Consider the following 20,453-nt stretch of genomic DNA (forward strand, 5'->3'; position numbering starts at 1 on the left):
TTTATTATCTTTTGATAATTTTTTTAAATTTTTCAAAAATTTGTAAAAATACAATTTATTTTATAAACAGGATAACTTTTTTAAAAATGTGGATAACTTTTTAAATTGTTTAAATATTTTTTAGAAAATACTATATAAATGTTTAAATTTCAATATTTCTAAAATTTTATTCACTGTGGATAAATATGTTGATAACTTTGTATGGGGAGTAGTTTATGTTTGAGAATGAAATAATGGTTGACAGTTTATGGCTTGAAGTTTGTCATGAGTTGAAAGCAAAACTTGGGGAGAGCCGTTTCGCAACATGGATTGAAGTTTTAAAGCCGATTTGTTATGAGAATCATAAGTTAATGGTTCTTTGCCAGTCAAATTATATTAAAACTTTTATAAATGGACATTTTAAAGATTATATTGAAGAAGCTATAAATAATCAGCTTTTTCCTCTAATTCAGGAGAGAACGGAGCTTTTACCGGTTGTCGCTACTGATGAGATTTATTTGGAAGCGATTAAAAATTCAGGAGGTCAAACTTCTTTCTTTTCAAAATCCGGTGAAAAGGCTACAAAAAAGGAAAATTAAAGAAAATTTCATCTTCAAGTAATTCTTTGGATTTTACAGAAAAATTTACTTTTGATAATTTTATAAAGGGTAAGAATAATGAATTTGCTATGGCTGCTGCCGAAGCTGTTGCCAAAAATCCTGCAGGTACTTACAATCCTCTTTTCATTTATGGAAATTCAGGACTTGGAAAGACACATCTTATGAAGGCAATAGGTTATGAAATTCATAAGAATTTTGATTGTAAGGTGTTGTATTTGAGTAGTGAGAAATTTACAATTGATTTGATTGACTCAATCAGGGATAAAAGTCAAAATTCTGAATCCGAATTTAGAAAAAATATAGAAATGTAGATGTTCTGCTTATAGATGATATTCAATTTATTGCTGGAAAGACTGCAACTCAAGAGGAATTTTTCCATACTTTTAATGAATTATACAGCAGAAATAAACAAATTATCATTTCATCAGATAGACCGCCAAAGGAGATTAAAAATCTTGAGGACAGACTTAAGAGCAGATTTAATATGGGTTTGACTGTTGATATTCAACCACCTGATTTTGAAACTAGAATGGCTATTTTACAAGACAAGGTAAAGTTTGAGCCGATAACTCTTTCAAATGAAGTTTTGGAATTTATTGCAATGAATATAAAGACAAATATTAGGGAGCTCGAAGGAGCTTTAATTAATGTTTTGGCTCATTATAAATTAAAACAGGATGCTCCGATGACAGTTGATTATGTAAAGGGAATTTTAGCCCAAAAACTTAATGAACTGAATAGAAGAGAATTGGATATAGATTTGATAAAGGAAACTGTAAGTAAGTATTTTAAAATAGAGGTTTCCGATTTAAGCTCAAAGAATAGAGCCAATTCAATTGCTTATCCTAGACAGGTTGCAATGTATCTTTGCAGAAATATGTTAGACTGTGCTTTGGGAAATATAGGTTCAGCTTTTGAAAAGGATCATACTACTATAATGCATGGAGTTAAAAAGATTGACGAAAAGATAAGAACAACGGAATCCGTAAAGCAGGATATAGAAAACATAAAGAAAATGTTGGAAGATTAGTATTACAAAAATGTAATATTATTTTTAAAGAAATTTTTAGTTATTCAATTTATACTGTTTATAAGCCTGTTGATAAGTTGTTGATAACTTTTTAGAATTTTTTATTGTTAATATGTTTATAAGTCTATGATTATTTTGTGATTTATACAGTAGTTATACAGTTGAGTAAATGTTGAAGTTTGAACATTAAAAAGGGTTATTTGAGATATCCACAGCCCCTACTACTATTACTACTAAATTATATATTTTTTATATGTGAAAAAAAGGAGAAAATAATGGAAATAAAGATAATGCAAAATGAACTTTTGAGTTTGATAAATATATCTTTAAGAGCGATAAGTTTAAAAATAATACTTCAATATTAGAAGGAATTTTATTTATCGCAAAAGATAATAGATTAACTTTGAAGTCAACCGATTTGGAACTTGCAATTGAAACTTCAACTGAATGTAAGGTTGAAAAAGAGGGAGAAGTTTTACTTAATGCTTCAATGATTTCCAATATAGTAAGAAAATTACCTAATGATGAAGTTTATATAAAAGTCGATAGAGAAAAAGTCTTTATTCAAAGTGAAAATGCAAAATTCAATATTATTGCAATGGATATTTATTCATATCCTGAATTTCCAACTTTTGAAAATAAAGTCGATTTTTATGTTCAAGAAAATTTGCTTAAAGTTGCGACTAAACAAACTATTTTTGCAACTGCAATAGATGATTATAGAATAGTTTTAAATGGTGTTGACGTTGAAATTGAAGATAAAAATGTAGATTTTGTCGCACTTGACGGTCATAGAATTGCAAAGAGAAGTTTTAAGATAGAAGAAGATATTGAAAAGAAAGTTATAATTCCACCAAGAGCTTTAAATGAAATTTCAAAAATTGTTCCTGAAGGAGCAGTTGTGGGAATTTCACTTGTAAGAGGTAGTGCAATTTTTACTTTTGAAAATACTATCTTTTCAACTAGAGTAATTGATGGAGAATATTTGAATTACAAGGCTCTATTTTCTTATGAACACAAGACAAAGATTATTGTTTCAAGACGTGATTTAATAAATGCGATTGAAAGAGCGAATATTATCTATAAGGCGGAAAAGGGAGATTTAGTTACTTTTACAATAGATGATACCAGTATTTTAGTTGAGGGCTCATCTGAAATTGGAGATTTAAAAGATATTATCGACATCAAAAAAGAGGGAGATAATCTTAAAATTGCCTTTAATTCAAAATATGTATTAGATGGATTAAAGACAATAGAACAGGATTTTGTTGAAATTACATTTAACGGTAGAGCAGGTGCTTGTATAATAAGACCGGAAGATGAAAATATAGATTATACTTATTTAGTTTTACCTGTTTTATTGCAAGATTCTCAATACTAGGAGTTAAAAATGGAAGAAATTATTATTGATACTGAATTTATAAAATTGGATTCATTGTTGAAATATGCATCAGTTGTTCAAACGGGAGCTGAAGCCAAATTATTTATCTCTGAAGGTTTAGTTTTAGTTGACGGAGAAGTTGAAACAAGACGCGGAAGAAAGATTTATGATGGAATGACTGTTAAATTATTAGCTGACAATGAAGAAATAAGTTTAATTATTAAAAAGAGGTAGAGTTGATAGTTGAAAAAGTACATTTGACCAACTTTCGAAATTTAAAAGATATTTCTTTTGAGTTTAAAGAGAATATAAATGTTTTTGTCGGAAAAAATGGAATCGGAAAGACGAATGTTTTGGAGGCAATTTACATTTCTCTTGTTGCGTCAAGTTTTAGACAGGCAAAACAGGAAGATTTTATAAGTTTTGGAGAGAGTTTTACAAAGGTTGATACTTTTGTAAAGGAAAGAGGATTTGAAAATAAAATTTCCTTTTTATATACCGAAGATAAGAAAAAGTTTTTAAAATTGATGATATTAAGATTAAAAGTGTAAATGAACTTTACGACTTTTCAAATATTATCGGATTTTTTCCTGATGAACTTAAAATCATCACAGAAAGTCCGAATTTTAGAAGAAATTTTTTTGACAGCTTCATTATGAAGATGACAAAGGGCTATAAACAGAAATTAAATTTATATAGAAATGTCATTTTTAGAAGAAATTTACTTTTAAAGGGTGTGAATTTATCCAGCTTTTATAAGCAGGAGATGAATGCTCTGACAAAAAAACTTGCTCTTCTATCTTATGAAATAAGTATGGAGAGAAAAAAGCTGATTGACTTGATAAATATGGAAATAAATTCAATTCATCAAAAATTGTCTGGAGAAACTCTTTTTATAGAGTATGAGTCAATTTTATCAAATCATAGAAGGTCTGAAAATGAATGTTTAAAGGAAATTTTGGAGAATTTTTCAAAATCCTATAAATTGGATTGTGAAAATAAGACTACAAACTTCGGTATTCATAAGGAAAATTATAAATTTATTTTAAATGGAAATGATGCGAAGAGCTTTTCTTCACAAGGTCAAAAGAGAAATATTATAATTACGATTAAAATGTGTCAAAAAAATATTTTTGAAGAATTTAAGGGAGTAAAACCGATTATTCTACTTGATGACCTGTTCAGTGAGTTGGATGAAGACAGAAGATATGAAATTTTGGAATATTTAACGGATAATCAAGTCTTTATAACGACTACAGATAAATCTTTTGTAAATAATTTTAAGAATATTAATGTTATAGAAATGGAAAAAGCGAGAAAGGGAAAAAATGAGTAAAGAAAAAATTAGAAATTACGGTGCGAAAGACATTAAGGTTTTAACAGGTCTTGAACCTGTTAGACTTAGACCTGGTATGTACATAGGTTCGACAGGAGTAAAGGGACTTCATCATTTAGTTTATGAAGTTGTTGATAATAGTATAGATGAGGCTTTGGCAGGAGTTTGTGATACAATTACAGTTACAATTTTTGATGATAATTCTGTAAGAGTTGAGGACAATGGTAGCGGTATTCCGGTTGAAGTGCATCCACAAACAGGAAAATCAACTCTTGAAACAGTTTTAACTATTCTACATGCAGGTGGAAAATTTAATAACAATGCATATCAAGTTTCAGGGGGACTTCATGGAGTTGGGGTTTCTGTAGTAAATGCTCTTTCAGAGTGGCTTATTGCAAATGTAAAAAGAGATGGAAAACTTTATGAACAACAATTTTCAAGAGGTAATGCTACTTCTAAACTTGAAGTTGTAGGTACTTCAAAAGAAACCGGAACAATAATAACTTTTAAACCTGATTCTGAAATTTTTGATACAACTATTTTTGAAAAAGAAATTTTAAGAAATAGATTTAGAGAAATGGCATTTTTAAATAAGGGTGTTAAAATTGTTTTTACAGATGAAAGAGAAGATTATACTGAAACTTTCCACTATGAAGGTGGGATAAAATCTTTTGTTGAGTATATGAATAGAAATAAAAATAATCTTCATAATGAAGTAATCTATTTTCAAGGACAAAGAGGAGATTCACAAGTTGAAATTTCTATGCAATATACTGACGGATACTCTGAAAATGTCTTAACTTTTGCAAATAATATCCATACTCCTGAAGGGGGAAGCCATTTAGTAGGATTTAAGACTGCTCTTACTCGTACTTTAAATGACTATGGAAGAAAATACAATTTAATTAAGGATAAGGAAGCAAATCTTCAAGGAGATGATACAAGAGAGGGACTTACAGGAATTGTTTCTATAAAACTTCCAAATCCTCAATTTGAAGGGCAAACTAAGGCTAAACTGGGAAATAGTGAAAGCCGTGGTATTGTTGAAACTTTCCTATATGATAATTTAATGACTTTCTTAGAAGAAAATCCAAAAGTTGGTAAAATTGTTATAGAAAAGGCACAAAGTAGTGCTAGAGCGAGAGAAGCTGCAAGAAAGGCGAGAGATTTAACTCGTAAAAAATCCATTCTGGATAATACTACTTTACCCGGAAAATTATCCGACTGCCAAGAAAGTGATATTTCTGTAAATGAAATATATCTTGTCGAAGGGGACTCTGCGGGTGGTTCTGCAAAACAAGGTAGAGATAGTAAATTCCAAGCAGTTTTACCGCTTAAAGGTAAGATTATGAATGTTGAAAAGGCAAGAATTGACAAGATTTTAGGCTATGAAGAAATTAAGTCAATGATTACTGCTTTCGGAACGGGAATTGGAAAAGATTTTAAATTAGATAATTTAAGATATGGAAAAATAGTTATAATGACAGATGCCGACGTTGACGGTGCACATATTAGAACTTTAATTTTAACATTTTTCTATCGTTATATGAGAGAATTAATAGAACAAGGTCATGTTTATATTGCACAACCGCCACTATACGGAATTATTAAAGGTGTTAAGGTTGTAAAATATTGTTGGACTGATGAAGAATTACAAGCTAGTTTAGACGAACTTGGTCGTGATTCACATAGAATTCAAAGATATAAAGGTCTTGGGGAAATGAATCCTGCACAACTTTGGGAAACAACAATGAATCCTGAAAACAGACTTTTCCTACAAGTGAATATTGATGATGAAGAACTTGTGTCAATAGATGAAACTTTCTCAACTCTTATGGGAGATAAGGTTGAACCGAGACGTGAATTTATAGAACAAAATGCGAAATATGTTGAAAATATTGACGCATAGGAGGAATAGATGGCTGATATAGAAAATAAAATAAATGTTGTCGATGTAGATATCGAAAAGGAAATGAAAAAGTCATACCTTGAATATGCCATGAGTGTTATTGTTGCAAGAGCTTTACCTGATGTTAGAGACGGTTTAAAGCCTGTTCATAGAAGAATTATTTATGCAATGCAAGGTCTTGGACTTTTACCGGACAAGCCTTATAAAAAATCTTCAAGACTTGTCGGGGAAGTAATGGGTAAGTATCACCCTCATGGTGATTCTGCAATTTATGATGCGACAGTTAGACTTGCACAAGATTTCAACTTGCGTTATCCTCTTGTTGACGGTCAAGGTAACTTCGGTACTATTGACGGAGACGGTGCTGCCGCTCCTCGTTATACAGAAGTTAGAATGCAAAAACTTGCTCTTGAAATGTTAAGAGATATAAATAAAGATACAGTTGACTTCGCTCCAAACTATGATGAAAACGAAAAAGAACCGGTTGTTTTACCAAGTAAATTTCCAAATCTTTTGGTAAATGGTGCTGCTGGTATTGCAGTTGGTATGGCTACAAATATGCCACCACATAATTTAAACGAAGTAATTGATGCAACTTGCGAATATATCGACAATTTCGATATTTCCGTTGATGAACTTATGAAATTTGTAAAAGGTCCTGACTTCCCGACTGGAGCAAATATTATGGGACTTGAAGGAATAAAGCAGGCTTATCATACAGGACGTGGAAAAATTACTGTAAGAGCAGTTGCGAATATTGAAGAACATAATAATAAAAATAGAATTATAGTTACAGAAATTCCATATCAAGTTAATAAAACTAATTTGATTATGAAGATTGTTGAGCTTATCAAAGATAAGAGAATTGAAGGAATTTCAGACTTAAGAGATGAAAGTAATATGAAAGGGATTAGAATTGTAATCGAATTAAAGAGAGATGCTAATCCGAATATCATTTTAAATAATCTTTATAAACATACACAAATGCAAACTACTTTTGGGGTAATAAACCTTGCACTTGTAAATGGTGAGCCTAAAGTTTTAAACTTAAAAGAATTAATCGGACATTATGTTGAACATCAAAGAGAAGTAATTACAAGACGTTGTAGATTTGAACTTAAAAAAGCTGAAGACAGAGCACATATCGTTGAAGGACTTTTAAAAGCGATTGATCATATCGACGAAATAATTAAGATAATCAGAGCTTCTTACTCAGATGCACAAGAAAAACTTATGGAACGTTTCGGCTTTACTAAAATTCAAGCTGAAAGTATCCTTGAAATGCGTTTAAGAAGACTTCAAGGTCTTGAAAGAGAAAAATTACAAGATGAATATAACTCTTTGATTAAAGAAATAGCAAGACTTAAAGAAATTTTAGGAAATGAAAGATTAATCTTAAATATAATCAAAGAAGAATTAATAGAAATTAAAGAAAAATTTGGCGATGACAGAAGAACAGAAATAAAACCTAATTTTGATGAAATTGAAATTGAAGAGTTAATCAAAGAAGAAGATGTTGTAATAACTCTTACAAAACAAGGTTACATCAAGAGAATTCCTTCTGATACTTACAAAGTACAAAACAGAGGAGGAAAAGGTGTTGTCGCCCTTACTACAAAGGAAGACGACTATGTTGACAGTCTTTTCATCACTTCAACTCATAGCTTAATTTTATTCTTTACTAATAAGGGAAGAGTTTATAAATTAAAGGCTTATGAAATTCCTGAAGGAAAAAGACAAGCCAAAGGACAAAATATTATAAATCTTTTAGAATTAATGCATGGAGAAAAAGTAAATGCAGTAATTCCTGTAAAAGATGCTGAAGCTGATGAATACTTGATTATGGCTACAAAGAAAGGAACAATCAAGAGAACATCTGTTGAACTTTTCAAAGCAATTAGAAAAGTTGGAATGAAAGCAATCAATTTAGTTGAAGATGACGAACTAATCCAAGTTAGAGTTGCAACTGTTGAAGACTCTGCTATTCTGGTTACAAGAAAAGGACTTGCAATTAAATTTGCACTTTCAGATATTAGAGAAATCGGAAGAACTGGTCAAGGTGTAAGAGGAATTAAACTTGATAAAGACGATGAAGTGGTTTCAATGAATCTTGACTCTGAAGGAAAACACCTTCTTGTAGTTTCCGAATTCGGTTTTGGAAAGAGAACTCTAACTTCAAACTACAAAGTACAAAACAGAGGTGGAAAAGGTGTTAAAACTTATAAAGTAACTGATAAAACCGGTTTTGTAGTTTCATCAAAAATAGTAAATCCAAATGATGAAATTATCGTTCTTTCACAAAGTGGAGGAATCATAAGACTTCTTGTTAAGGACATACCTGTAAAAGGTAGAGATACACAAGGTGTTATAATCAAGGACGTAAATAAAGAAGAGGATAAAATCGTTGCAGTTGCAAAATATGTAAATGATGTTGAATAAGGAGATGCTATGGAATTAAAAGTTGATTTAAGACAAGAGGGGGATAAACTTTTTGTCGATTTACAAGGCGATTTGGATATAAATTCCAATAAAGAATTTAAAGAAAAAGTTAATTCCGTTAAAGGAGTAAAAAACATAACAGTAAATTGTGAAAATCTTTCATATATTGATTCAACAGGACTTGGTGCTTTTATAAGTATCTATAAAAATATAAAAGAAAAGGGAGAAAAACTTGTTATAACAGGCTTAAAACCTCATATCAAGAAAATTTTTCTCATAACCGATTTGGATAAAGTTTTTGAAATAGAGGGGTAATTATGGATAAAATATTTGTTAAATTTCCTTCAGAAAAAAAATATATTTCAACAGTAAGACTTTCAATCTCTTCCATAGCGAATACAATCTCTATGGATATTGAAAATATCGAAGATTTAAAGGTTTCAATTTCTGAAGTTTTGAATTTATTTGTGGATGAAAGTGAATTTTTGAAATCAGTATGGATGTTTTTGAAGATAAAATTGAAATTGAAGTCATCCCTGATATTTCTCTTTTGGGAATTCAAGAAAAAGAAGAAAATAAATTTGCTTTATTAATTTTGGAAAATTTAGTCGATAAAATAGAATTTAAGGAAAAAAGTGTACTTTTAATTAAAAACAAAGGATAAAAAAATGAAAAAGGCATATAGCAAACCGGACTCAGAACAGATAAAGGCTCTGTTTAGAGAATATTTTGAAAAACCCACACCGGAACTTCGAGATAAATTAATTGAAAAAATCTATATATGGCTGAAATTTTAGCTAAAAAATATGTAAATCGTGGAATAGATTACGACGATTTATTCCAAGTTGCAAGTCTTGGCTTAATCTATGCTATAGATAGATATGATATCTCAAAAGGCTTTGAATTTTCAAGTTTCGCTATGCCGACTATCGTTGGAGAAATAAAGAGATATTTCAGAGATAAAGGTTGGGTAATTCGAGTTCCAAGAAGAATACAGGAGAACTCTAAAAAAGTTAATAATGCAAAATATCATTTAACACAAGAGCTTGGAAGAACTCCAACAATTAAAGATATTGCCGACTATGTAGAACTTTCAGAAGAAGAAGTGTTGGAAATTATGGAAGCTAGTAAAGTTTACACACCTCAATCCTTAGATCAAAGTTTTGAAAATTCTGATAGTGAAGACAAAGACACAAACTTAATTGATATTGTTGGAGAAGATGATAAAGAATTTGACTTTATCGACAATCAAGACTTTATCAGAAAAACTTTAGACAAATTAACCGAAGTTGAAAAACAGATAATACTTGGAAGATATTTTGAACAAAAAACACAAGTTGCCCTTGCAAAAGAGCTAAACATTTCACAGATGACAGTAAGTCGTCTCGAAAAAAAAGCCCTTGCAAAATTTAGAGAAGAATTAAATATGTAAATTTAGGAGAAAAATCAACGGAAATCCGTTGATTTTTTTGTGTGAAGAGGATATATAAATTTAATTATGATGTATCTACGATACATTCACTTATTCTTGTAAACAAGAATAAGTATGAGATCTCTACAGTCGATTGTACTCAAATCAAAGATTTGAACAATCTTTGCGTCAGACCTACTATTGCTTGTAAACAAGCAATAGTATTTCTGATAGAAATATGATTTGAATCATTGATTCTATTAAAAAAATATAATGATAAATCTATTTTTTATTAAATATAAAATTATAGCTTAGAAATTAACATATTTTAAGGGATAATGAGTTATTTATATTGGTTTTTTTGATTTAATATTATTTTAAGAATTTGTTATTGTCAAGAAAATAATTATTTTCTTAGAATTTATTATGATTAGTCTATTGTTAGTGTTCTAATTTTTTATTTTTAACAAATGATTATAGTATAATTACTTGAAATTAAATAATTACTATGTTATTATCAAATTTAATAGGAAGTTATTTTATTATAAGAAAATTCAAAAGTTACTTTAAAAATATTTTAGTGGGGAATGTTATGATAGAAGTAAAAGATTTAACGAAAGATTATCATATTAGAAAGGGATTGTTTAAACCTTTTAATATTGTGAATGCAGTAAAAGGAGTTTCCTTTTCTATTAATCAGGGAGAAAAAATAGGACTTATCGGATTAAACGGTGCAGGAAAGAGTACATTAATGAAAATGATGTCCGGAGTATTAAAGCCTACAAGTGGAAGAATAAGGGTTAATGGGTTTATACCATATAAAAGAGAGAATAATTTTTTGAAAAGTATAGGAGTTGTTATGGGGCAAAAATCAATTTTGCTTTATGATATACCTGTTAAAGATTCTTTAAAATATTATAAGGAAGTCTATGGAATTGATGATAAAACTTTTAAAGAAAGACTTAGTTATTATGATGAAATTTTAAATTTAAAGGAATTATACGAAACTCCTGTTCGTAAATTGTCATTTGGACAAAGAATGAGATGTGAACTTTGTGCATCACTATTACATAATCCCAAAGTTATATTTTTGGATGAGCCTACAATAGGTCTGGATATAGTTGTTAAGAATGAAATACTATCATTTTTAGATTATCTTAATAAAAATTCAAATACTACAATTTGTTTAACAACACATAATATTGATGAAATTGAAAAATTATGTAGTAGATTGATAATTGTAGATAAAGGACAAATCGTATTTGACGGAGATAAAAGATTATTTAATAATGTTAAATCTGATAAAATTATTAGATTTAAAAATGAGAATAATATTTCAGTAGAGTATTTGGAAAGTATTTCAAAAAAAGTGATTTATGGAGATGAAATTGAGCTTGTTGTTCTTGCAGATAGAGTAAATGAAATTGTATCATTTTTGGTTAAAAACTCAGTTTCAGATATAAATATTTTTGATGAGTCTTTAGAAGATTTGTTGATTAAATTTTATGGGGAGAATAAAAGATGAGAAAATTAATTTTAATTTCACTTAAAAACTCTCTAAAATTGGTTACTATCTATCCAATTCATACTGTTATGACTTTTATATATGCTCTACTTAATATTGTTTTAAATTTAGTCTTTTGGTTGGTTTTAAGCAGTAACTTTGGAGAAATAGGTCTTTATGGAATAAAAGAAATTATGGTTTTAAATATGTTTGCTTTACTTGCAGATTCATTAGGTGGATTTTTCTTTGGGTATAGAGATTTACCATATTGTATAAATGATGGAAGCTATGATAAATATCTTATACTTCCAAGAAGAGATATTTTTTTGTTTTTAATTGAAAATACTCCAATAGTATATATGATACAACAATTTTTTATGTTTGTTATTGGCTTTTGTGTTGTAATTTTTGCTTATGAAATAAGTTTTAGTATATTTAATTTTTAATGGCCATTATTTTTTTAGCCATTGGAGTTTTGATACTTAATTTATTTTATGGAAGTCTTACAATGTTATCTTTCTTAATTGATAGATTTGAGGGATTTCGTGAGTTGATTTTCAGTTTAAATATTACAAAAAATTATCCTTTGACAATTTTTCCAAAATTTGTTCAAATAATTTTAACTTATGTTATACCAATGTCTTTAATTTCTTATTATCCTACAATGTGTTTCTTTGGAAGGACAGATAATTTTAAATTTTTGGTTTTTGAAATTGTTATTTTAATAATTTTTGCCTTGTTATACGAATTTATACATAAGAAAGCTATATTAAAATATACATCAAATGGAGGCTAAAATGAAAAAATATTTGGTTTTGATAAGTTTAGAATTAAAGAAGATGAAAGAATATTTTCTAAATGTAATTATGATGATTTCAACGCTTCCCGTTCAAATAATGATTTATATTTTTATGATTTATTGGCTAAATGAATATCAAAAATTGGGAGAATTTAAGTTTTCGTTTTTTATAATGTATTACATTTCAATTTTGATATTAAAATCAATTATGATGCCTGCCGGAACAGTATGTTATTATGTGTATGAAGATATAAGAAGTGGTGATTTGGATAGATACTTATTACTTCCCATTTCATATATTAAGAAAAAATATTTTGAGAATTTTGCAAATTTTATTATTTCATTTCCACTTGGATTTTTAATAATAATGATAGCAAATTTATTCTTGCAAACAGGTGAAAAATTAATATTTTTAAACATAATTTACTTTTTTATCTCCGCATTGCTAGGATTTACAATTTTATTTTTCATATTTGAAATAGTTGGAATTCTATCCTTTTGGTTTGAGAATACTTTAAGTCTTAGGGATATAGTATGGATAGTAATACAGATTTTTAGTGGTGAGATGATTCCGTTATTTTTATTAACTGAGAAATTTCAATTTTTAAATTATTTACCAATAAGTTACATATATTATTATCCGGTAATGATTTTACAAGGAAAGTCCGGAGATATTTTATATGTATTTTTAATGCAAATTATTTGGATAGCAGTTTTATTTAGCATTGCAAATTTTGCTTTCAAAATTGGAGTAAATAAATATGAATCACAAGGTGGTTAAAATTTAATAACAGCCTTATGATTACAATTGTTATGAAGATCTCAACTATTGCTTGTTTAGAATTAATAGTATTTTTGAAAGAAATTTTGAATAGTTTTTTTAATTTATGTATCTACGATACATTCACTTATTCTTGTAAACAAGAATAAGTATGAGATCTCTCCATTGCACTCAGCTTCGCTTCGTTACAGTCGAGATGACGTATAAGGGAAGAACTTCTATTTGATAGCTAGACGTTAAAAGTAAATAAACTTTCGAAAAATAATAAGTAATTTTATAACGTAAAATAATTCACGTCATATAAGTTAGAAAAGGAAAGCCCCCAACACGTCATCTTGAGCGAAGTGAAACGAAGTCGAAAGATCTCATAAAGCCCTATAATTATGAATATAGTCTATTTTAATAAAATAAATTATAATTTTTTAGTGTAAAAAACATTGAATCTACTCAATTATTATGATATACTGACATTGATTATATTAGTATAAAAGGAGAAAAATAATGAGTTTTTTTAAAAAAGTTATTAACGGATTATTTAATGATTCAAAGGAAAAGAAAGAAGAGTATTCTAATGACGAGTATTCTCCTACTTTAATTAAAGAAGCACATCTTACTTATTGGGAAGAATTTTCATATATGTTGGCTTTAGCACCTGAAAATTACACAATTACTGAAGATACTTTTGCTAATATTAAAGCCATAGATGGTGTTGAAATTAAAGAAAAAATTATGCCAAGTGAAGATTTACCAGGAAAACTTGTTCTATTATATGATGGAGTAGAATATGAAGTAGGATTTTATGTTGGAGATTTTTATACAGATGAGATTGTAGAGTGGCAACTACAATATTTTACAGAAGAGGAAAAAGAACAGATTTTAAAAATAAAGAATGCCCTAAATGTTTATATGAAGTTTGAAGGAAATCCTAAAAAATGTTATCATTTACAGCTTAAGCTTATCTATGCTATGATTCCTGAAATGGTGGCCCTTTGTGATGAAAGTGCTGAGAGATTATTAAATAAAAAATGGGTTGAGTTAGCAGTAAAATCAAATGTACTTCCTTCTCCTACAAGTTTATATACTGTTCAAGCAGTTTATGATGAAAATGAAGTGTGGTTACATACACATGGATTATGTAGATGTAATTTACATGAAATTGAGATTTTGGGTTCAAATAAGGATGACTCCAGAACACATTATGATTTAATTTCAAGTTATGCATGTAGATTGTTAGATGAAAACAATCCTGTTGAAGAGGATGATGGAAATCAAAATGGAGAAGAAACAATACATTTGGGAGTTTTTTATGATGACGAACCAATTGTTGCTACATCAAAAAAATGGATAAATGCCTTGAAATATTATCCTAAGGATATTCTTGGAGGTATTGAAGATAGAGAAGACTCTCATAACTCCAAAACAAATATACTTTTCCTTTATGGAAGCGAAGAAGAGTTTAATAAAAATTATTTAAGAAAGCCTTCAGAGTTCACAAAAAAACTGGAGAATAATCCTCTGTATTATATAAGCACTGAAGAAACTGCTAGAATGAGTTCTTTGGCGAGAGAAAGATTTTCTTATGTTGAAAGAATGCTTAAGGAAAAACAAGAAGGAAAAGATGATATTGCTATTATAATAAAGCTAGGTCTTGAAACAATAGACGAAGATGGTAATTTGGATAAGAAAAATCGTGAGCATATTTGGTTTGAAGCTCTTTCTATGGAAGAAGATGGTTTTAAGGCAAGATTGACTCAAGAGCCTTATAATATTCCTAATTTACACGAAGGCGATGAGGGGATATATTCTATAGATTATGTGAGTGATTGGATGATTCATACTGAAAATGGTGTAATAAGTCCGGAGACTGTATATTTATTGGATTTATAAATATAAACTTCATTTATTAAATATACTTTAAAAAATGGTATATTTTAACTACAAATTCAATTTATCCCTTATTATAAATTATTTTTTAAGGGATAAAATGTTTTTAAAAACAAATAAGGATTATAAAAAATAAAATCAACGGAAATCCGTTGATTTTTTTGGGGTAAAAATAATTTTATGTATCTACGATACATTTACTTTTGCTAACGCAAAAGTATGAGATCTCTCCACTCCGGTCGAGATGACGTATAAGGGTAAATATCTTTGTTTGACAGCTAGACGTTAAAAGTAACTAAGTATTAAATATTATTAAAAAATTAATTTTAAAATTGCATAAAAAATAAAATAATTCACGTCATAGTACTTTGCATAGAAATTCCCCCAACACGTCATTTCGCTCGAAATGTAGCTAGCGAAGTGTAGTCAATCTAGCCCTAACTTTGTTTACTTGTAAACAAAAGTAGGTCTGACGGGGTATTCGTATCATTTGATATAATTATTGCAAAGCAACAAGGTTCCCAAGTATCCACCCAATGAAATTATAATTTTTTTGGTACATACATAATCAAAGGGAAGTTTTTTTAGAATTATATTTTTTTATATCCTTTGGATACATTCCTTTATATTTTTTGAAACAAGTACTGAATTTACTATGAGAAGAATACCCCACTGCTTCAGCAATATCCTGAATTTTAAGGGAGGAGTTTAATAGAAGAACTTCTGCCATGTTCATTCGGCGTCTTTGAGTGTATTCGGTAATTGTACATTGATATTTTTGTTTAAATAATTTTTTAAGTTTTGTACCGCTCATAGTGGATATTTTTTCTAAAGTTTTTTGTGAAATTGAGGTTGCATAATGATCATCTATATAATTAGCAACAATTTCCAAAGCTTCATCATCGGCGATAGATATTGGATTGTTGTACTTATTTAAAAATGCGTCTATAGTTATACTAAGCCATTCTTTTGCCTTTGATTCAAAAAAGATTTCAACAGCAGGAGATATCATCTTACAATTTAGTATATCTTTTGCAATTCTTTCCAAAGATTTGTTTATAATTGTATTGGTGTTGAAAAATAAATTTTCATAGTTACAAATTTTGTTTTTGTATGAGGATAGACAATCTTCTATCATAGATTGGTTGAAATTTATACCTATTCCTAGATAGGGAGAGTTTTTATGTAGTATAAATCTATAGTTTTTAGAATTTTTTGTATTTATAATATAGAGTGAGTTTGAAGAAAGATTTTGATAAGGATTAAAACTTTCTCCATTTGCTGTAACTAAATAAGATGAGTAAAAGGAATAGAAATTATCCAAACCGGCAAAACTTGTGTGGATAATTTCTTTTTTTATGAAAACATCGTGAATATCAATTGTAAAATTTTTACCTTCATAAAACCAATATATGCCTTCCGCATCTTCTGTATTAAAACAAAATGTATGTCCTGCAGAGGAGTATTTTGTATTATCAGTACATTCATTTGTAGAAAAAAAGTTTTTAACAAAGTTGTAAAAATCACTCATATATACCTCCATTGTAATTTTTATCCCTAATAGACATTGCTCCAAATAGACATAGTTAGCTATGTCTAATTGATTGAATTTCTCATTTATTATATAATAAATAGAAGATAAAAACAAGCTAAGAGTTATATACTGTTAAAAATTTTAAAACACCAATTTTTATATTTAGTCTAAACAGGATATTTATAAAGCTTGTTTAATTTAAAGAAAAGGAGGAGTTATTCATTGAAGAATAAGAAAAAATCAATACTAAAAAGGCTAATGCCTTATGCCGGTAAGAAAAGTATTTTGCTTTATGTCGCTATGATTATGTCTGCTATTTCAGGTATTATGGTTTTGATGCCTATGGTTTTTATTCATAGGATTGTAAATAGTTTAATTTTAAATGAAATGGTAGATTTTGTCTATGTGAGGGAAAATTCGATTTATGCAGCCACATTTGCAGGGGTAGGCTTATTTATATACCTTATAGGTCTTGTTTTATCCCATATTTTTGCATTTGAGGTAGAAGATAATATTATTAAGAGTTCGGTAAAAAAACTAATGAATAAACCGCTTGGATATTTTGATGATAAAGAAAGTGGGAGAATAAGAAATGTAATTGTATCCGGTGCTTCTGAAACACATTCTTTTTTAGCACATCAACTTCCTGATATGGCGATGACAGTTATATCGCCGATAGTTCTGCTTGTATTTTTCTTTATGTTTGATTGGAAATTGGGGCTTGTAAGTATGGTGCCAATGATTATTGGAATGATATTAATGTCATCAATGATGACCTCTGAAACGAAGGAAATGAAAGATGAGTATTATGCAGACCTTTCCAATTTATCTTCTCAGACTGTGGAATATGTCAGGGGAATTCCTGTGGTAAAAACATTCGCACAAAGTGTTGAAAGTTTTGATAAGTTATATTCATTAATTATCAAAATAAAAGATCTTGTGCTTAATCTTACTATGAGTTACACGAATAAAATGTCATGGTTTGAGACTATTTCTACATCGACAGCATTTTTCTTAGTGCCTGTAGCTTTATTATTAATAAAATTTAATGGAAATTTAGCTAATGTAGTTGCAGATTCTGTTATTTACTTTCTGATAGGACCGACATTTGCCATTTTTATTATGAGAACGGCGACAATTACACAATTTAGTTATTTTGCGGAGCTTGCTCTGGATAAAATTGAAAATATACTTGAATATGATGATTTTATTTATGGAGATAAAACAAGCTCTGATGCGGGAATTGAGTTTAAAAATGTAAGTTTTTCTTATGGTGAAGAAAATGTCTTGGATAATATTTCCTTTAAAGTAAAAAGAGGAGAACAAGTTGCTTTAGTTGGAATGTCGGGCAGTGGTAAAACAACTATAGCAAGGCTTGCTACCAGATTTTATGATATTAAATCAGGTGAAATTTTAATTGGCGGGATTAATATAAAAGATTTTGAAAAAGAAGCTTTGATGAAAAAAATAGCCTTTGTTTTTCAAAATTCCAAACTGTTTAAGATGAGTTTAAGAGAGAATCTTCTAATTGCAAAACCCGACGCAACAGATGAAGAAATAGATAATGCTTTGATTAATTCAGGCTGTAAAGAGATAATTAAAGGTTTGAAAAATGGACTTGATACTGTTTACGGAACGAGGGGCACATATTTTTCAGGTGGTGAAGCTCAAAGACTTTCTATAGCAAGAGCTTTTCTTAAGGATGCGGATATTATTATTTTAGATGAAGCTACAGCTTTTGCGGATCCTGAAAATGAACATCTAATTCAGGAGTCTTTTAAAAAATTATCAAAAAACAAGACAATGCTAATGATTGCCCATAGATTATCTACTGTGGTAGATGCAGACAAGATACTTGTTATAGAAAAAGGTAGAATTGTAGAAGAAGGTAAGCACTCAGATTTGATAAATATGAATGGGCATTATAAAAAGCTTTGGGATGAATATCAAAAATCTGTAAATTGGAAGATAGGAGGTTAAGATATGGTTTCTTATTTTATGAAACGATATGCTATGTCTGAAAAAGGAGCGATTAATTTAAAAAAAGCAATCATCTCACATACCTTTGTTAATTTAACAAAATTATTTGCACCAATGATTGCCTTTATGTTTTTGTTTCAGTATATAGGCGTTTTGAAGGGTATTGAAAGTTATAATTTTACTCTATTTCATTATCTTATATTAATTATAGTAATGATGATATTAATGTTTTTAGTTGCAAGGTGGGATTATGTAAGACTCTATACCAATGTGTATAATGAGAGTGCAAATTCAAGGATTGATTTAGCAGAAAGATTAAAAAAACTGCCTCTTTCTTATTTTGGAAAAAGAGATTTGGCAGATCTTGCAGAAACAATGATGAATGATATGAATTTATATGAAACTATATTTTCACATGCCGTTCCTCATATATATTCAACTGCTATTTCTACAGGCATTATTTCTTTAATGCTTATTATCTATAATCCAAAATTGGCTTTTGCAGCATTGTGGGTGATTCCAATTTCACTTCTAATAATATTTTTATCAAGGAAAAGTCAGAAAAAAGTAGTGCAAAACTGGATAGATGATAATCGTAAGGTTTTTGATGATTTGCAGGAAAAGATTGAGCAGATAGAGCAAATAAAATCTTATAATTTAGAAGAACAAATGCTAAAAGATTTTTTTAAAAAATTAAATATGTCTACAAAACAAAAAACTAAGGGTGAAATTGTTGCAGGGACACTTACAGGAATAGCGACTGCAATATTAAAACTTGGTATTATAAGTGTTGCTGTTGTTGGTGTAAATATGCTTATTGCGGGTGAGGTAAATATACTGGTTTATATCGCATTTTTAATGCTGACAACAAGTATTTATCTACCAATAGAGGGAATAATTACTTTTATGTCCATGATAGTTATGCTTGATGCTGTGGTTGGAAGAATAAGGGAAATAAAAACTATGCCTATTCAAGAGGGCAAAAAGCAAATGGAAATTACAAATTATGATATTGAATTTAAAGATGTTCATTTTGGATATGATAATTATTCTGTAATAAATGGTATTAGTTTTATCGCAAAGCAAGGTGAAATTACAGCCTTAATCGGTTCAAGCGGAAGTGGAAAAACAACAGTTGCAAAGCTTACTGCAAGATTTTGGGATGTAGATAGAGGAAAAATTTTGATAGGTGGAAAGGATATAAGTGAGGTTGATCCGGAAACTTTACTTAAAAATTTTTCCATAGTATTTCAAGATGTTATCCTCTTTAATACAAGTATAAAAGATAATATTAAAATCGGGAAAAAAGATGCTACAGATGAGGAAATAACAAGGGCGGCTAAAATAGCAAGATGTGATGATTTTATAAATAAAATGCCGGAAGGAATAGATACTATAATAGGAGAAAATGGACAAAGACTCTCCGGTGGAGAAAGACAAAGAATATCAATAGCAAGGGCTATTTTGAAAGATGCACCGATTATACTGCTTGATGAAGCTACAGCATCTCTCGATGTCGAAAATGAAAGTCTTATTCAGGAAGCTCTTTCTGAACTTATAAAAGAAAAAACAGTTATAGTAATTGCTCATAGACTTAGAACAATAAGAAATGCAGATAAAATTGTTTTGTTAAATGCCGGGAAAATAGAAGCGGTAGGTACAGATAGCGAACTTTGTAAAAGCTCGAAATTTTATAAGGCAATGCTTGAAAAAGCAAATATTCAGTAAAAACTTATAGTAGGACATTATGGAAATGGAAAAATTAAAAATCAAAAATTTTTAAATTCAATAGCTGATTATATTGTATATTTGTAGATATCAATGTCTTATTAAAAAATTAGGTTCAGTAACTAAGGATGGGGAGTA

General features: G+C 28.9%; 18 protein-coding genes and 2 pseudogenes. 19 read left to right on the plus strand and 1 reads right to left on the minus strand.

The genetic code is table 11. The annotated features are described in order from the left end of the window. Positions 1 to 215 precede the first annotated feature (215 nt). From HMPREF9127_RS08605 to HMPREF9127_RS00915, 17 genes and pseudogenes are all read left to right on the plus strand, one after another. Entirely contained in the window at positions 216 to 578 is a 363-nt protein-coding gene (locus HMPREF9127_RS08605) for a DnaA N-terminal domain-containing protein (RefSeq protein WP_009448058.1), read from the plus strand. A gap of 89 nt (positions 579 to 667) precedes the next feature. Next, positions 668 to 1,041 (plus strand): annotated as a pseudogene (locus tag HMPREF9127_RS08610) (DnaA ATPase domain-containing protein); the annotation flags it as partial. Positions 1,042 to 1,083: 42 nt separating this feature from the next. Further along, positions 1,084 to 1,629 (plus strand): helix-turn-helix domain-containing protein, encoded by a 546-nt coding sequence (locus tag HMPREF9127_RS09695; RefSeq protein WP_009448204.1) that lies wholly within the window; start codon positions 1,084 to 1,086, stop codon positions 1,627 to 1,629. 403 nt (positions 1,630 to 2,032) lie between these two features. Next, on the plus strand, positions 2,033 to 3,010 hold the full coding sequence (dnaN, locus tag HMPREF9127_RS00850; RefSeq protein ID WP_009448299.1) for a DNA polymerase III subunit beta: 978 nt from the start codon (positions 2,033 to 2,035) through the stop codon (positions 3,008 to 3,010). 9 nt (positions 3,011 to 3,019) lie between these two features. Next, entirely contained in the window at positions 3,020 to 3,244 is a 225-nt protein-coding gene (locus tag HMPREF9127_RS00855) for an RNA-binding S4 domain-containing protein (RefSeq protein ID WP_009448403.1), read from the plus strand. Between the two features lie 2 nt (positions 3,245 to 3,246). Continuing rightward, complete coding sequence (locus HMPREF9127_RS00860) at positions 3,247 to 3,561, plus strand: AAA family ATPase (RefSeq protein ID WP_009448089.1); 315 nt, start codon at positions 3,247 to 3,249, stop codon at positions 3,559 to 3,561. Between the two features lie 23 nt (positions 3,562 to 3,584). Further along, positions 3,585 to 4,346, plus strand: coding sequence for a DNA replication/repair protein RecF (gene recF, locus HMPREF9127_RS00865; RefSeq protein ID WP_482198127.1), 762 nt, complete (start codon positions 3,585 to 3,587; stop codon positions 4,344 to 4,346). Continuing rightward, the gene (gyrB, locus tag HMPREF9127_RS00870; RefSeq protein WP_009448250.1) at positions 4,339 to 6,255 is read left to right on the plus strand and encodes a DNA topoisomerase (ATP-hydrolyzing) subunit B; all 1,917 of its coding nucleotides are present in this window, start codon (positions 4,339 to 4,341) and stop codon (positions 6,253 to 6,255) included. The genes recF and gyrB overlap by 8 nt, the downstream gene beginning before the upstream one ends. A 9-nt stretch (positions 6,256 to 6,264) precedes the next feature. Beyond that, positions 6,265 to 8,694 carry a DNA gyrase subunit A gene (gene gyrA, locus HMPREF9127_RS00875; RefSeq protein ID WP_009447989.1) on the plus strand — a complete coding sequence of 810 codons (2,430 nt, stop codon included), beginning with the start codon at positions 6,265 to 6,267 and terminating at the stop codon, positions 8,692 to 8,694. Between the two features lie 9 nt (positions 8,695 to 8,703). Further along, complete coding sequence (locus HMPREF9127_RS00880) at positions 8,704 to 9,009, plus strand: STAS domain-containing protein (RefSeq protein WP_009448325.1); 306 nt, start codon at positions 8,704 to 8,706, stop codon at positions 9,007 to 9,009. 2 nt (positions 9,010 to 9,011) lie between these two features. Then, the gene (locus tag HMPREF9127_RS00885) at positions 9,012 to 9,287 is read left to right on the plus strand and encodes an ATP-binding protein (RefSeq protein ID WP_255261658.1); all 276 of its coding nucleotides are present in this window, start codon (positions 9,012 to 9,014) and stop codon (positions 9,285 to 9,287) included. Between the two features lie 75 nt (positions 9,288 to 9,362). Next, positions 9,363 to 10,126 (plus strand): annotated as a pseudogene (locus tag HMPREF9127_RS00890) (SigB/SigF/SigG family RNA polymerase sigma factor). 571 nt (positions 10,127 to 10,697) lie between these two features. Beyond that, positions 10,698 to 11,630 carry an ABC transporter ATP-binding protein gene (locus HMPREF9127_RS00895; RefSeq protein ID WP_009447944.1) on the plus strand — a complete coding sequence of 311 codons (933 nt, stop codon included), beginning with the start codon at positions 10,698 to 10,700 and terminating at the stop codon, positions 11,628 to 11,630. After that, a complete protein-coding gene (locus HMPREF9127_RS00900; protein ID WP_009447715.1) occupies positions 11,627 to 12,055 on the plus strand; it encodes an ABC-2 family transporter protein in 429 nt (142 codons plus the stop codon). Before HMPREF9127_RS00895 ends, HMPREF9127_RS00900 begins: the two co-directional genes overlap by 4 nt. A gap of 29 nt (positions 12,056 to 12,084) precedes the next feature. Continuing rightward, positions 12,085 to 12,405, plus strand: a complete 321-nt coding sequence (locus tag HMPREF9127_RS00905; RefSeq protein ID WP_176604722.1) for an ABC-2 family transporter protein — start codon at positions 12,085 to 12,087, stop codon at positions 12,403 to 12,405. A gap of 1 nt (position 12,406) precedes the next feature. Then, positions 12,407 to 13,189: an ABC transporter permease gene (locus HMPREF9127_RS00910; protein WP_009447865.1), complete on the plus strand. Its 783-nt coding sequence runs from the start codon at positions 12,407 to 12,409 to the stop codon at positions 13,187 to 13,189. Between the two features lie 501 nt (positions 13,190 to 13,690). Next, entirely contained in the window at positions 13,691 to 15,076 is a 1,386-nt protein-coding gene (locus tag HMPREF9127_RS00915) for a DUF4026 domain-containing protein (RefSeq protein WP_009448429.1), read from the plus strand. A gap of 565 nt (positions 15,077 to 15,641) precedes the next feature. On the opposite strand, the gene HMPREF9127_RS00920 is transcribed toward HMPREF9127_RS00915, so the two are convergent. Next, positions 15,642 to 16,604, minus strand: a complete 963-nt coding sequence (locus tag HMPREF9127_RS00920; RefSeq protein ID WP_009448385.1) for a helix-turn-helix domain-containing protein — start codon at positions 16,602 to 16,604, stop codon at positions 15,642 to 15,644. 225 nt (positions 16,605 to 16,829) lie between these two features. Here HMPREF9127_RS00920 and HMPREF9127_RS00925 point away from each other — a divergent pair, with 225 nt between their 5' ends. Both HMPREF9127_RS00925 and HMPREF9127_RS00930 read left to right on the plus strand, forming a co-directional pair. Continuing rightward, positions 16,830 to 18,587, plus strand: coding sequence for an ABC transporter ATP-binding protein (locus HMPREF9127_RS00925; RefSeq protein WP_009448131.1), 1,758 nt, complete (start codon positions 16,830 to 16,832; stop codon positions 18,585 to 18,587). 3 nt (positions 18,588 to 18,590) lie between these two features. Next, on the plus strand, positions 18,591 to 20,315 hold the full coding sequence (locus HMPREF9127_RS00930) for an ABC transporter ATP-binding protein (RefSeq protein WP_009448213.1): 1,725 nt from the start codon (positions 18,591 to 18,593) through the stop codon (positions 20,313 to 20,315). The last annotated feature ends 138 nt before the right edge of the window (positions 20,316 to 20,453 follow it).

The organism is Parvimonas sp. oral taxon 393 str. F0440 (assembly GCA_000223315.2).
Lineage (GTDB): Bacteria > Bacillota > Clostridia > Tissierellales > Peptoniphilaceae > Parvimonas.